Origin of the sequence: Streptomyces griseoruber (genome assembly GCF_001514205.1) — a bacterium.
Taxonomy (GTDB): Bacteria; Actinomycetota; Actinomycetes; order Streptomycetales; family Streptomycetaceae; genus Streptomyces; species Streptomyces griseoruber.
The window spans coordinates 312,560-325,553 of record NZ_KQ948763.1 but is presented as its reverse complement, the minus strand read 5'-3'; the positions used below and the strand labels follow the sequence as shown (position 1 = coordinate 325,553).

14 protein-coding genes are annotated in these 12,994 nt (G+C 73.1%); 9 read left to right on the top strand and 5 right to left on the bottom strand.

The window, feature by feature from the left end:
* Position 1 precedes the first annotated feature (1 nt).
* The 3 genes from murC to AQJ64_RS01355 all read right to left on the bottom strand — a co-directional run bounded on the left by murC (position 2) and on the right by AQJ64_RS01355 (position 2,875).
* A complete protein-coding gene (gene murC, locus AQJ64_RS01365) occupies positions 2–1,387 on the bottom strand; it encodes a UDP-N-acetylmuramate--L-alanine ligase (RefSeq protein ID WP_059202327.1) in 1,386 nt (461 codons plus the stop codon).
* Positions 1,388–1,483: 96 nt separating this feature from the next.
* Positions 1,484–1,957 (bottom strand): indole-3-glycerol phosphate synthase, encoded by a 474-nt coding sequence (locus tag AQJ64_RS01360; protein ID WP_211286455.1) that lies wholly within the window; start codon positions 1,955–1,957, stop codon positions 1,484–1,486.
* A gap of 135 nt (positions 1,958–2,092) precedes the next feature.
* Positions 2,093–2,875: a pyrimidine reductase family protein gene (locus AQJ64_RS01355; protein ID WP_059202326.1), complete on the bottom strand. Its 783-nt coding sequence runs from the start codon at positions 2,873–2,875 to the stop codon at positions 2,093–2,095.
* Between AQJ64_RS01355 and zapE the strand changes: the two genes are divergently transcribed.
* The 7 genes from zapE (at position 2,874) to AQJ64_RS50430 (ending at position 8,971) form a co-directional block, all read left to right on the top strand.
* Positions 2,874–4,016, top strand: a complete 1,143-nt coding sequence (zapE, locus tag AQJ64_RS01350) for a cell division protein ZapE (RefSeq protein ID WP_063808068.1) — start codon at positions 2,874–2,876, stop codon at positions 4,014–4,016. The two genes, AQJ64_RS01355 and zapE, sit on opposite strands and share 2 nt — an antisense overlap.
* A 154-nt stretch (positions 4,017–4,170) precedes the next feature.
* The gene (locus tag AQJ64_RS01345) at positions 4,171–4,575 is read left to right on the top strand and encodes a hypothetical protein (protein WP_059202324.1); all 405 of its coding nucleotides are present in this window, start codon (positions 4,171–4,173) and stop codon (positions 4,573–4,575) included.
* A gap of 134 nt (positions 4,576–4,709) precedes the next feature.
* A complete protein-coding gene (locus AQJ64_RS01340; RefSeq protein ID WP_059202323.1) occupies positions 4,710–5,291 on the top strand; it encodes a carbonic anhydrase in 582 nt (193 codons plus the stop codon).
* A gap of 8 nt (positions 5,292–5,299) precedes the next feature.
* Positions 5,300–6,796 (top strand): SulP family inorganic anion transporter, encoded by a 1,497-nt coding sequence (locus AQJ64_RS01335; protein ID WP_059202322.1) that lies wholly within the window; start codon positions 5,300–5,302, stop codon positions 6,794–6,796.
* Between the two features lie 134 nt (positions 6,797–6,930).
* Complete coding sequence (locus tag AQJ64_RS01330; RefSeq protein WP_059202321.1) at positions 6,931–7,776, top strand: slipin family protein; 846 nt, start codon at positions 6,931–6,933, stop codon at positions 7,774–7,776.
* Between the two features lie 64 nt (positions 7,777–7,840).
* A complete protein-coding gene (locus tag AQJ64_RS01325; RefSeq protein WP_107120586.1) occupies positions 7,841–8,770 on the top strand; it encodes a polysaccharide deacetylase family protein in 930 nt (309 codons plus the stop codon).
* Between the two features lie 18 nt (positions 8,771–8,788).
* Positions 8,789–8,971, top strand: a complete 183-nt coding sequence (locus AQJ64_RS50430) for a hypothetical protein (RefSeq protein ID WP_055637239.1) — start codon at positions 8,789–8,791, stop codon at positions 8,969–8,971.
* 9 nt (positions 8,972–8,980) lie between these two features.
* Here AQJ64_RS50430 and AQJ64_RS01315 read toward each other — a convergent pair whose 3' ends face one another.
* Both AQJ64_RS01315 and AQJ64_RS01310 read right to left on the bottom strand, forming a co-directional pair.
* Positions 8,981–9,661: a hypothetical protein gene (locus tag AQJ64_RS01315; RefSeq protein WP_055637240.1), complete on the bottom strand. Its 681-nt coding sequence runs from the start codon at positions 9,659–9,661 to the stop codon at positions 8,981–8,983.
* Complete coding sequence (locus AQJ64_RS01310) at positions 9,658–10,536, bottom strand: ABC transporter ATP-binding protein (RefSeq protein ID WP_055637241.1); 879 nt, start codon at positions 10,534–10,536, stop codon at positions 9,658–9,660. Before AQJ64_RS01310 ends, AQJ64_RS01315 begins: the two co-directional genes overlap by 4 nt.
* 73 nt (positions 10,537–10,609) lie before the next feature.
* Here AQJ64_RS01310 and AQJ64_RS01305 point away from each other — a divergent pair, with 73 nt between their 5' ends.
* Together AQJ64_RS01305 and AQJ64_RS01300 are read left to right on the top strand one after the other, a co-directional pair.
* Positions 10,610–11,335, top strand: a complete 726-nt coding sequence (locus AQJ64_RS01305) for a peptidyl-tRNA hydrolase (RefSeq protein WP_397803263.1) — start codon at positions 10,610–10,612, stop codon at positions 11,333–11,335.
* 101 nt (positions 11,336–11,436) lie between these two features.
* Positions 11,437–12,903, top strand: coding sequence for an MbnB/TglH/ChrH family RiPP precursor modification enzyme (locus AQJ64_RS01300; RefSeq protein ID WP_059202320.1), 1,467 nt, complete (start codon positions 11,437–11,439; stop codon positions 12,901–12,903).
* The last annotated feature ends 91 nt before the right edge of the window (positions 12,904–12,994 follow it).

The window sequence follows — 12,994 nt, the reverse complement described above, 5'->3', positions numbered from 1 at the left end:
CTCAGTTCGAAAGACGGTCCAGAATGCGCGGGCCCAGGTCGGTCACGTCGCCCGCGCCCATGGTGAGAACGAGATCACCGGGCTTCGCCATTCCCGCGATCACGGAGGGCACCTCGTCCTTGTCGTGCACGGCCGTCACGTCGGCGCCGGCCGCCCGGCCCGCGTCGATGATCAGCGCGCTCGTCACCCCCGGGACCGGGTCCTCGCGGGCCGGGTAGATGTCGAGGACGACGGAGGCGTCGGCCAGGGCCAGGGACTGCCCCATCTCGGTGCCGAGCTCCTGTGTCCGGGAGAACAGGTGCGGCTGGAAGACGACCAGGATGCGGGCGTCCCCGGCCGCGGCGCGCATCGCCTCGAGGTCGGCGGTCATCTCGGTGGGGTGGTGGGCGTAGGAGTCGATCACCTGGACTCCGGCCGCCTCGCCCTTGAGCTGGAGGCGCCGCTTGACGCCCGTGTACGCGGCGATCGCGGGCGCGAGCTCGGTGGCGGGGACACCGAGGGCGGCCCCCGCGGTCAGCGCGGCGACGGCGTTGAGCGCGTAGTGCCGGCCGGGCACGGACACCGTGAAGGTGATCTCCCGCCCGTCCAGCACCACCGTCACCAGGCTCTTCAGCCCCTGCGGTACGACGGACAGCACCCGGACGTCGGCGTCCTCGGTCTCTCCGTACGTCACCACCCGCACGCCCTCGACGCGCCGGGTCAGCTCACGGGCGCCCGCCTGGTCGGCGGAGACCACCAGCGTGCCGCCGGGCACGATCTTCCCGGCGAAGGTCTCGAAGGACTCGTAGATCTCGTCCATCGAGGCGTAGTTGGCGTGGTGGTCCAGCTCCACGTTGAGGACGATCGCGACCTCGGGTGCGTACTTGTGGAAGCTGCGGTCCGATTCGTCCGCCTCGGCGACGAAGATCTCGCCGTCGCCGTGCAGCGCGTTGGAGCCGGGGGCGTCCAGGTCGCCGCCGATCGCGTACGACGGCTTCAGGCCCAGCTCGGAGAGCGAGACCGCCAGCATGGACGTGGTGGTGGTCTTGCCGTGGGTACCGGCGACCGCGATCGGCCGCAGCCCCTCCATCAGCGCGGCGAGCGCGTCGGACCGGTGCACGACCGGGATCCCCCGTTCGGCCGCGCGGGCCAGCTCCGGGTTGTCCTTGCGGATGGCCGAGGACACGACGACACAGCTCGCGTCGTCCGCGAGATGCTCCGCCGCGTGCCCGATGTGCACGGTGACGCCGAGGGCCCGCAGCGCCGCCGCGGTCCCGGACTCCTTGGCGTCACTGCCGGCCACCTTCGCCCCGCGCTGGGCGAGGATCTTCGCGATCCCCGACATCCCGGCGCCGCCGATGCCGATGAAGTGCGGTCGGTCCATGGCGGTGGGGAGGCCGGGTGCCATGCGTGTTCTCCAGGGGTGCGTACGACGGTGATGAGCGCCCCCACTTTATGGGGCACGGGCTCTTGCGGCCGACCCAGGGCGTGGGGAACCCCGCGGCTACACCTTGCTGTGCGAGAAAAGCTTCAGCACCGGCACCCCCACCTTGTGCCGAGCCCGGGAGGCCCAGTCCCGGTGGAAGAACTCCTCCACATAGTGAGGATCGGTCAGCACGATCACCTCGTCCGCCTCCACCTCCCCCACAAGAGTCTTCAGCGCATCCAAGGGGTGGTCCTCCACCAACCGTCCCGACGCCTCGCTGCCGGAGGCGTGAAGCGCCTGCAAGGACACCTCCAGCGCCCGCTCCCCGAACCCCTTCGCCTCTGCCCCCTCCGGCGTCTCCCGCTCCCGCGCCGCCTCGTCCAGCTCGCCGAGGGCGACGTCGTCGATGGCCCGCAGCAGGCGGTCCGCCTGGTCGCCGCGCGGCTGGAGCAGGACGTGGAAGGCGACGTCCTCGTCCCCGTGCAGGGTGGTGACGAACTCCACGTCGGCTGAGGTCAGTGCTTTCTCGATCATCAGAACGCTTGTGAACACCGGACGCCGCCCCTTCTGCGGAAACCATCCTGCCCCGTGATCTCACGGGGACTGCGAGTTTCAGTGTGCCCGCCCGAAGCCAAGCGGAACGATCCATTCCGCCATTTTCGGGACCACTGGTACCCCTGAACGATGTCAGGACCGCCGATAGCGGCCGAACAGGAAACCCCCCTCCTCCAGGAGGGACACCAGTGCGAACCGCTGCGGCACCGGGATCGAGGGCCCGCCCGCGATGCGCTGCGCGTCCCCCGCGGTGAGCATCGGGGAGACGGTCAGACAGAGCTCGTCCAGCACCCCGGCGGCGACGAACTGCCCCAGCATCCGGGGCCCGCCCTCGGTCAGCAGCCGGGTGTGCCCCAGCCCGGCGAGGGCCGCGACGGCCCGCGCGGGGTCCACGCCCATCCCGTCACCGGCGATCACCACCCGCGCCCCCGCCTTCTCGGCCGCGGCCACCTTGTCGGGGGCGGCCGCGGCACCGGTGAGCAGCAGGGTCGGCACCAGCGGCGAGGTGAACAGCGGCAACGAGAGGTCCAGGTCCAGGCTGGCGGTGACCACGGCGATCGCGGGTGCGGGCGCCTGTCCGGCCGCCTCCCGCCGCCCCGCGAACTCCGCCCGCGCGCGGGCCGGCCGGTACCCCTCCTGCCGTACCGTTTCCGCGCCCACGACCACGACGTCCGCGAGCCCCCGGAGCGTGCCGAAGATCCGCATGTCGGCCGCGGTGGAGATGGGCTGGGAGCGCCCGTCGTGCTGGGCGGCGCCGTCGAGCGTGGAGACCATGTTGGCCCGCAGCCAGGGCCGCGGCTCCCCGGGCGGGGGCTCGGGATAGGCGTAGGCCTCGGCGAGCTCGTCGAGGCTCCACTCCCGGTCATCCGGAGCCGGGGGCGGTGTCTGGTCGGTCACAGGGAACAGCCGTCGCATGCCTCGCAGTCTGGCACGCGGATTAGCATGGGGAACCGTGTCGTCCTCCTCCCCTTCCGCCCCTGTCGACGAGATAGCCGACGTGGCCCCGCTGTCCCTGTGCGCCCTTGAGCCGTACGTCCCGGCGGACCGGCTGGTCGCCGAGATGGTGCCGCCGCCCCGCTTCGACTCGGTGCGCTTCAGCACCTACCTCCCGGACCCGAACCAGCCCAGCCAGACCGAGGCCGTGTCGGTCCTGGAGGGCTTCGCGGGCGGGCTCGGCGGGGCGCACGCCGTGGGCGGCGCCCGGCGGGGGTTCCTCGGCTTCGGCAGGGCGAAGGCCCCCAAGGCGCCGGCCGGCCCGCGCGGGGTCTACCTCGACGGCGGCTACGGCGTCGGCAAGACCCACCTGCTCGCCTCCCTCTGGCACGCCACCCCGGCCGAGCCCGGGCTGAAGGCGTTCGGCACCTTCGTGGAGCTGACCAACCTGGTCGGCGCCCTCGGCTTCCAGCAGACGGTCCGTACGCTCTCCGGGCACCGGCTGCTGTGCATCGACGAGTTCGAGCTGGACGACCCGGGCGACACCGTGCTCGTGTCGTCGCTGCTCGGCAAGCTGGTCGAGGCGGGGGTGGCGCTGGCCGCCACCTCCAACACCCTGCCCGGCAAGCTCGGCGAGGGCCGGTTCGCGGCCGTCGACTTCCTGCGCGAGATCCAGGGCCTGTCCGCGCACTTCCGCACCCTGCGCATCGACGGCGAGGACTACCGCCACCGCGGTCTGCCCGAGGCTCCGGCGCCGTACTCCGACGAACAGGTGACGAAGACGGCGTACGCCACCCCGGGGGCCTCGCTCGACGACTTCCCGCACCTCCTCGGGCATCTCTCCCGGGTCCACCCGAGCCGTTACGGAGCGCTCGCCGATGGCCTGAAGGCGGTGTGTCTCACGGATGTGCAGCCCGTTCCCGACCAGTCGACGGCGCTGCGGCTCGTCGTCCTGGCCGACCGGCTCTACGACCGCGAGGTCCCGGTGCTGGCCTCCGGGCTCCCCTTCGACCGGCTGTTCAGCGAGGAGATGCTGAACGGCGGCTACCGCAAGAAGTACTTCCGCGCGATCTCCCGGCTCACCGCGCTGGCCCGGGACGCCAAGCGGCTGGTCAAGGACTAGTTCGCGCCACATACCCCTCGCTTTTGAGGCGCACTTCTTCCCGAAACGCCGCGTTAACCCTGCAAACAACTTTGCAGGGTTAACGTGTTTCTTGACCAACCATTGACCCGTCATTGGTCTGTACTAGACGTGCGCACAGCCGGGAGGGGGGCCCATGTTCCGAGGTGCGACGGCCCGGACCGCACTCGCGCTCCTCGCCGCCGTCCTGCTCGCCCTCCCGTTCTTCGCACCCACGTCATCCTTCGCACACGCGCACACGGTGCGTCAGGCAGAGGCCAAGACCAAGACCGGAATCACACCCGCCGGCAAGCCGCTGCGCGACGAGTTCGTCACGGTCCGCGACTGCGGCCACGGCGGCCCCGCGGACCCCCTGCGCTCCCGCGACCGTCACCGCGCCACCGCCACCGCCGCCTCGGCCCCCCAGGAGCCCGAGCGCGCCCTGCTGGCGCTGGACCCGGCGGCCGAGCACCCACCGGGCCGCCCGGCCGAACCCCATCACCGCTCGTCGAGATCCTCGGCGGGCCACTCCCCGGCGGCGCTCCAGGTCTTCCGCTGCTGAGGGCGACTCCCTCTGCTCGCCGAGCGGAGACCCGCTCACCGAGCAGAGCAGAACAGCAGTTCGCACTTCCCCCACCTGTCCTGTTTTGCACATCCGACGCGCCCCCACAGCGCGCCAGGAGGAGTCACCACGTCATGCAGCCCCTCATCGACAACGCCCGTACGTTCGGACAGCGCCCTGAGGAGTTCGCCAAGCTCGCCGAAGGCCAGTCCCCGCAGGTCCTGTTCATCACCTGCTCCGATTCGCGGGTCGTCCCCGCGCTGATCACGGGCGCCCGTCCCGGCGAGCTCTTCGAGCTGCGCACCGCGGGCAACATCGTCCCGCCGTACGGCTCCGAGCGCCCCACCGGCGAGGCCGCCACCATCGAGTACGCGGTGGAGGTCCTCGGCGTCCAGGACGTCGTCGTCTGCGGCCACTCCCACTGCGGCGCGGTCGGCGCGCTGGTGCGCGGCGACGACCTCGACGCCGTACCCGCCGTACGCGACTGGCTCGCGCACGCGGCGGACGAGCCGGGAGCCGCCGACCCGAACGACCCGACGGTCGCCCTCGCGGTCCAGAACCACGTCCTCGCCCAGCTGCTGCGGCTGCGCTCCTACCCCTGCGTGGAGAAGCGGCTCGCGGACGGCCGGCTGCGGGTGCGCGGCTGGTACTACGAGGTGCACACCGGCGCGGTGCTCGAACACCACGTGGACACCGACGGCTTCGAAGCCCTGTGAGCGCCGCGATGACCCAGCCGAAGAACACCCGAATAGCCAGGTTCCCCCACCTGCGGCAGGACTTCGCCGCCTCGCTCGTCGTCTTCCTGGTCGCGCTCCCGCTGTGTGTGGGCGTGGCCGTGGCCTCCGGCGTGCCGGCCGAGCTCGGGCTCGTCACCGGCATCGTCGGCGGCATCGTCACCGGTCTGATGCGCGGCAGCTCCCTCCAGGTCTCCGGACCGGCGGCCGGACTGACCGTGCTGGTCTTCGAGGCGGTGCGGGAGTTCGGCCTGCCCGCCCTCGGAGTGATCGTCCTCGCCACGGGCGCCCTCCAGATCACCATGGGCGCCCTCAGGCTGGGCCGGTACTTCCGGGCCATCTCGGTCTCCGTCGTCGAGGGGATGCTCGCCGGGATCGGTCTGGTGCTGATCGCCGGCCAGCTGTACGCGCTGGTCGGCGCCAAGGCCCCGGACTCCGGCCCGGAGAAGATCGCGGGCCTGCCCGGGGCGCTCGTGGACGCGTTCGGCAGCTCCGGCGCCTCGGCCTCGCTCGCGCTCGGCGCGGGAACCGTCGCCGTCCTCGTCCTGTGGAAGCGGCTGCCCGCGAAGGTGCGCACCGTGCCGGGACCGCTCGCCGCGGTGGGTCTGGCGACCCTCGCCGCTCTGCTGCTCGACCTGCCGGTGGCCACCGTGGAGGTGCACGGCCTGCTCGGCTCGATCCAGCCGCCGCCGCTGTCCGCCTTCGGCGAGCTCGCGGGCGTCGGACTGCTCGGCACGATCGTCGCCTTCACCCTGATCGCGTCCGCCGAGTCGCTGTTCAGCGCGGCGGCCGTGGACCGGCTGCACGACGGGCCGCGCACCGAGTACGACAGGGAGCTGGTCGCGCAGGGCGCGGGCAACGCGCTCTGCGGGCTGCTCGGCGCGCTGCCGATGACCGCGGTGATCGTGCGCAGCGCCGCCAACGTCCAGGCGGGCGCCCGCACCAAGGCGTCCCGGGTGCTGCACGGCGTGTGGCTGCTGCTGTTCGCGGCCCTGCTGCCGGACGCTCTGGCCTACATCCCGATCCCGGCGCTGGCCGGCATCCTCGTCCACGCCGGCGCCAAGCTGGTCCCGCTCCGCGCGATCGCGTCCCTGTGGCGCGAGCACCGCGGGGAGGCGCTGATCCTGGTCGTCACGGCCGTGTCGATCGTCGCGGTCAGCATGTTCGAGGGTGTCCTCATCGGTCTGGCGCTCGCCGTGGTGAAGACGGCCTGGGAGGCCTCGCACATCCGGCTGGAGGTGGTCGACAAGGGCGCCGGACCGGTCCAGGCGCATCTGTCGGGCAACGCGACCTTCCTGCGGCTGCCGAAGATCCTCGACAGCCTGGAGGCCCTCCCGCAGGACCGTCCCGTCGAGCTGAACCTCACCGGCCTGCACCACCTCGACCACGCCTGCCGCACGGCCCTGGAGTCCTGGGCCCAGCAGCACAGCGCGGCCGGCACCGAGCCCGTCAGGGTCACGGAGCCGGTCCGGACCACGGCGGTCTGAGGGGCTCGGCTGCGGCGGCCCGAGGGCCGTGGGACACCGTCGTCCGGTCCGTGGCCCGGGGCGTGGCCCCGGGCCGGACGGCGGGCATATCGTTGCATATGCAGACAGAACGGCCCTCTGTCGAGGAGGTCGTCATGTTCGAGGAAGTGCTCGGCGCGATCCTGGCGGCCGGTGCGGTCAGCCTGGTGTATTTCGGGGCGGCCGCGCGGGTCGTCAAGCAGTACGAGCGCGGGGTCGTGCTCCGGCTGGGCCGGCTGCGCGGGCAGACGCGCACGCCGGGGTTCACCATGGTGATCCCCGGCGTGGACCGGCTGCGCAAGGTCAATATGCAGATCGTGACCATGCCCATTCCGGCGCAGGAGGGCATCACCCGCGACAACGTGACCGTGCGGGTCGACGCGGTGGTCTACTTCCGGGTCGTGGACGCGGCGGCGGCGGTCATCAACGTCGAGGACTACCGGTTCGCCGTCTCCCAGATGGCGCAGACCTCGCTGCGCTCGATCATCGGCAAGAGCGAGCTGGACGATCTGCTGTCGAACCGGGAGAAGCTCAACGAAGGCCTGGAGCTGATGATCGACAGTCCGGCCATCGGCTGGGGCGTGCAGATCGACCGGGTCGAGATCAAGGACGTGTCCCTGCCGGAGTCCATGAAGCGTTCCATGGCCCGCCAGGCCGAGGCCGACCGGGAGCGCCGGGCCCGGATCATCAACGCGGACGCGGAGCTCCAGGCGTCGAAGAAGCTCGCCGAGGCGGCCCAGCAGATGGCCGACACACCGTCCGCGCTCCAGCTGCGGCTGCTCCAGACGGTGATGGCGGTGGCGGCGGAGAAGAACTCCACACTGGTGCTGCCCATCCCGGTGGAGCTGCTGCGCTTCCTGGAGCGGGCCCCGCAGCAGCCGGGCCCGCCCGCGGGACCCCGTGCGGAGCAGCCCCTCGAACCTCCGGTGCCTCCGCCGCTTCCGCCGGAGGCGGATGAGTGACGCCGATGGAAGTGTCGGAGTCCTATGGTCATAACTAAGACTTGATCTCTCGTATGTTCGTACGGTGATCATTCCTGTACGTCGTCTGGCCGCCGTCTGTGCCCTCGGCGCCGCACTTGCCGCCTGCGGCACCTCCCCGGCCCCCCGGGCCGCCCGCCCGTCGGCACCCGCCCCCTCCTCGGCCTCCGCCTCTCCCTCGGACCCGGCCTCTCCCTCGGACCCGGCCTCTCCCTCGGACCCGGCCTCTCCCTCGGACCCGGCCTCCGCCGAGCCCTCCCGGGCGCCGACCCTGGCGCCCGGGCCGGCCGGGCTCACCCCGGTGTTCAAGAACGGTCCGCGCACGCTCGGCAAGACCGTCGCCCTCACCTTCGACGCCGACATGACCGCCGATCAGGGACCGCGGGCGGCGGGCGGGGAGCACTTCGACAACCCGGGGCTGATCTCGGCGCTGCGCGGACTGAAGGTGCCGTCCACCGTGTTCATGACCGGGCGGTGGGCCGAGGAGTACCCGGCCGAGGCCCGCTCCATCGGGCGGGACCCGCTGTTCGAGGTCGCCAACCACTCCTACAGCCACTACGCGTTCACCGACGACTGCTACGGCCTGCCGACCGTCTCCGAGGACCGGATGCGGGCGGACGTGGAGCGGGCGTACACCGCGTTCCGCACGGTGGGGGTGCCGGACGCGATGCCGTACTTCCGGTTCCCCGGCGGCTGTTACGACCAGCGGGCGCTGCGCGCGGTCGGCGGACTCGGGGTGACCGCGGTGCAGTGGGACGTGGTGAGCGGGGACGCCTTCGCGACGGACGCCGACGCGGTGGCCCGGGAGGTGCTGGACGGGGTGCGGCCGGGGTCCGTGGTCGTCATGCACTGCACCCGCAGCGCCGCGCCGGTGACCGAGCGGGCGGTGCGGGCGATCGTGCCCGAGCTGCGGCGGCGGGGGTACCGGTTCGTGAAGGTGTCGGAGCTGATCGGCGCCGTCCGGGCGTCGTCGTGAGAGTCATACGCTGGAGGGATGAGTGAGGACGCCGCCTACTGCTTGACCGACCCGACCAGGCCGCCGAGGGCGGACGGGCCGCCGTACGCGGAGTGTGTGCTGTGCCGGGAGCCGACGGAGTACCCGGAGTCGTACGGGGGGATCACGTTGTGCCCGGTCTGTGAGTGGCAGGAGGCGCAGCGGACCGCCTGTTCAGGGTGATCTGCCTGTTCAGGGTGATCTGCGGGAGGTGAGCGCGCAGGCCGCCGCGACCGCCGCGGCCGTGACGAGGACGGCGCCGGCCAGCGGGAGCAGCGGGAGCAGCGGGAGCCCGACCGTCGCCGAGCGGGAGCCGGTGACCAGGCCGGTGACCGCCGCGTGGGCCGGGGAGCCGCTCACCACCAGCGCCAGCAGGGCCCCCAGCAGCAGCGCCGGGACGGCCCGGCCCGTGGAGCGCAGGACGGGCGAGGCGGTGAGCGCGCCGACGGCCGTGCCGAGCAGGGCGCAGGTCAGGGCGGCGAGGAAGCCGGCCGCGCCGGCCTCGGGGACGGGGACGCGGCGCTGATGGTCCGCGCCGACCGGGTCGCTGATGAACACGACCACCGCCGTGGCGACGGTACCGAGGAGCACGGCCGCGGCCAGCGCGGTCAGGACGGCGGCGAGGTGCGCCCGGGCGGGCCCGGCCGCCGCCGCCACGACGGTCCGCGCGGCCGGGGGCTCGCCCATGACGCAGATCCGCACCAGCCATGCGGCGGTGGGCAGCAGCACGGCGGCCGTCCAGCCGAGCGAGTCCAGCAGCGGCTGGCCGCCCTGCACACCGATGCCCAGGAAGACGACGTACAGCAGGAACGGCGGCAGCCAGCGCTGGGAGCGCAGGAGCAGGGCGGTCTGGTAGCGCAGCAGGGCGGTCATCGGGGGCCTTCGGGGTCGGACGGGCGCACGCTCACCACGTGGTAGGGCGGGCGGGCGGTCAACAGGGCGCGGAGGACGACGTCGGAGTGGGAGGCGGGGACGGTGAGGCGGTGGGTGCGGTCGGCCGTCCCCTCGGTCACGGTGGCCCTGCCCACCGCCTCCGGCGGGAGGGGTGCGGGACCCCGCACCTCGATCGTGGTGTGCGGGCCCTCGGGGCCGACGGACGGTCCGCCGCCTCCGCCTTCGCCTGCTGCGGCACGGCGGTGAAGGGTGCCGTCGCCGACCGTGTACACGGCGTCCGTGGTGCCGGTGAGGCGACGGGGGTCGTGGTCGACGAAGACGACGGCGGCGCCGGCGGCCGTGCGTTCGGCGACCGCCCTCTCCAGTTCGGCGCGTGCTTCGGTGTCCAGGCCGGTCCACGCCTCGTCCAGGATCAGCAACTCCGGCTCGGCGAGGAGGGCTTGGGCGACGGCGACCTTCTGACTGCTGCCCTTCGACAGCTGGGACATGGGGGTGCGGGCGTGGGCGGAGGCGCCGAAGCGGTCCAGCCAGTCGCCTGCGGCGCGCCTGGCCGAGGGCGGGGTGAGGCCGTGGATCGTGCCGAGGTGGGTGAGGTAGTCGAAGGAAGTGAAGGGGAGGGCGGCCGGGAAGCGTTCGGGGACGTAGGCCGTGCGGGGGCGGCCGCTCACGCGGCCCTCTGTCGGGGCGTCGACGCGGGCGAGGAGGCGCAGGAGGGTGGATTTGCCGCTGCCGTTGGGGCCTTCCACGCGGACGAGGGTGGCGGGGGTGACGTGCAGGTCGATGTTGCGGATGACCCAGGGGCCGCGGAAGCCGTAGCGGCGGCCGGCGTTGGTGAGGCGTAGGGCGCGGTCCATGGGAGGTCATCCTGTCGTATCGCGCGTGCGGGTTGTTCGTGGCTGGTCGCGCAGTTCCCCGGGCCCCTTAGAGTTGGCTGGTGTGAGCCCCGATCATCAGTCCCCCGACGACAGCCCCTTCCGGCCCGAGGCCAGTCCTCGCGACTCCGCGCCGCAGTACGTCCTTCCCCTCGTCGTACGGATGGAGAAGAGCGCGCCGCCCGCCCGGACCGACGCGCTCGAGACCGCCGCCCGGGCCGTGCTCGTCATGCTCAGCGACGAGAGGTCGCTGGACGACGGCGCGTGGGCGCAGGCCGTGCGGGACTGGCAGGACGCCCGGATCCGCAAGGTCGTGCGGCGGGCCCGTGGGGCCGAGTGGCGGCGGGCCGAGGCGCTGGACGGGGTCACCGTCGGCGGGAAGACCGCCGAGGTGCGGGTGTTTCCGCCCGTGCCGCTGGACGGGTGGCCCAAGGACCTGGCCCGGCTCCAGGTCTCCGGGACCGATCTCGACGACCCGGAGCCGCCGGCCGAGGCCGACCCCGCGGTCCCGGTCATCTGGCTGAACCCGGAGCTCGACATGTCCGCCGGCAAGGCGATGGCGCAGGCCGGGCACGGTGCCCAGCTCGCCTGGTGGGAGCTGCCGGAGGAGGAGCGGAGCGCCTGGCGCGCGTCCGGTTTCGCGCTCGCCGTGCGGACCGCCGGCCCCGAACGGTGGCGGGAGCTGACGACGAGCGGGCTGCCGCTGGTACGGGACGCTGGGTTCACCGAGATCGCGCCGGGCAGTTGCACCGTCGTGGCGGATCATCCGGCCCTGCGCTGAACCTCAAATGTAGCTCTGAAGGTGGGCGCCGGGTGGTTCGGCGGTCGGCGGCGGGGTCATACCACCGTCACCACCGAGGGGGGACCAAGGAGGCGGTGACCATGGCACGACTGGGAACGGGCATAGGCTGGCGGCCGGAGATCGCGGACGCGGTGGAGCGGATGCCGGGCATCGACTGGGTCGAGGTCGTGGCGGAGAACACCTGCCCCGGACACCTCCCCGCGTCCCTGGTACGGCTGCGCGAGCGCGGGGTCACCGTCGTCCCGCACGGCGTCGGGCTGGGGCTCGGCGGCGCCGAACGGCCGGACGGGGGGCGGCTCGCGGCGCTCGCCGAGCGGGCCGGGATCCTGGGGTCGCCGCTGGTCACCGAGCACATCGCGTTCGTCCGCGCGGGCGGCCCGCTGACCGCGACCCCGCGGCTGGAGGCCGGTCATCTGCTGCCGGTGCCGCGCACCCGGGACGCCCTCGACGTGCTCTGCGAGAACGTCCGTATCGCGCAGGACGCGCTGCCCGTGCCGCTGGCCGTCGAGAACATCGCCGCGCTGATCGCCTGGCCGGGCGAGGAGATGACGGAGGGACAGTTCCTGTACGAGCTGGCCGACCGGACGGGCGTACGGCTGCTCATCGACGTGGCGAACCTGTACACCAATCACGTCAACCGCGGCGAGGACCCCGCCAGGGCGCTCGACGAACTGCCCCTGGAGGCCATCGCCTACGTCCATGTCGCGGGCGGGTTCGCCCGGGACGGCGTCTGGCACGACAGCCACGCCCACCCCGTGCCGCGTCCGGTCCTCGACATCCTGACCGACCTCGCGTCGCGGGTCTCGCCGCCCGGGGTACTGCTGGAGCGCGACGAGAACTTCCCCGAACCCGCCGTGCTGGAACTCGAGTTGGAGACGATCCGGGACGCGGTGCGGGACGGGGAGCGGCTCGCGGTCAAGCGGGAGCTGGTACGGCTCGGCCGGGACGCGCGGGCGGCGGCGGGGGCGGCCCGGGCCGGACGGCGCGGGCCGGCGGGGCGGGGCGACGGAGGGGGGACGGGAACGGCGGTCGCGATGGCACCCGTGTCCGCCGTCGCGGTGGCACCCCCCGTCGCATCCACCGTGGCACGCACCGCCGGCCCCGCCGGCGCACCGGCGCTCGTGCCCGTGCCCGGCGTCGCCGACGTGACCCGGCAGCGGGTCGGGCTCGCCCAGGCCGCGCTGCTGTCCGCGCTCGTCGCGGGGACGCCGGTGCCGGAAGGCTTCGACCGGGTGCGGATCGGGGTGCAGGCGAGGGCGCTCGCGGCGAAGCGGGCCGGGGTGGTGGCCAAGGTGGCGCCGGAGCTGCCGGTCCTCCTCGGCGACGGGTACCGGCCGGCGTTCCTCGCGTACGCCCAGGGCCATCCGATGCGCGGCGGCTACCGGCAGGACGCCCTGGACTTCGTCGAGCGGGTGCTGCTCGACGGGCCGCCGGCGCAGGGGCGGGTCCGGCGGGAGCTGCGTACCTGGTGGCTGGACCGGTCGGGGCCGGCACCGCGGTCGGGGTCACGGCTGGCGCGGGTGGGCCGGGCGCTGATCCGGCGGTAGCCAGGGCGTTCACGCTTCCTTCACCCCCGCACGGAGTGCCAAGTTGCCGGGCAGTAATATGCCTTTTCGCACCCGAAGCGCACTGGTGTGC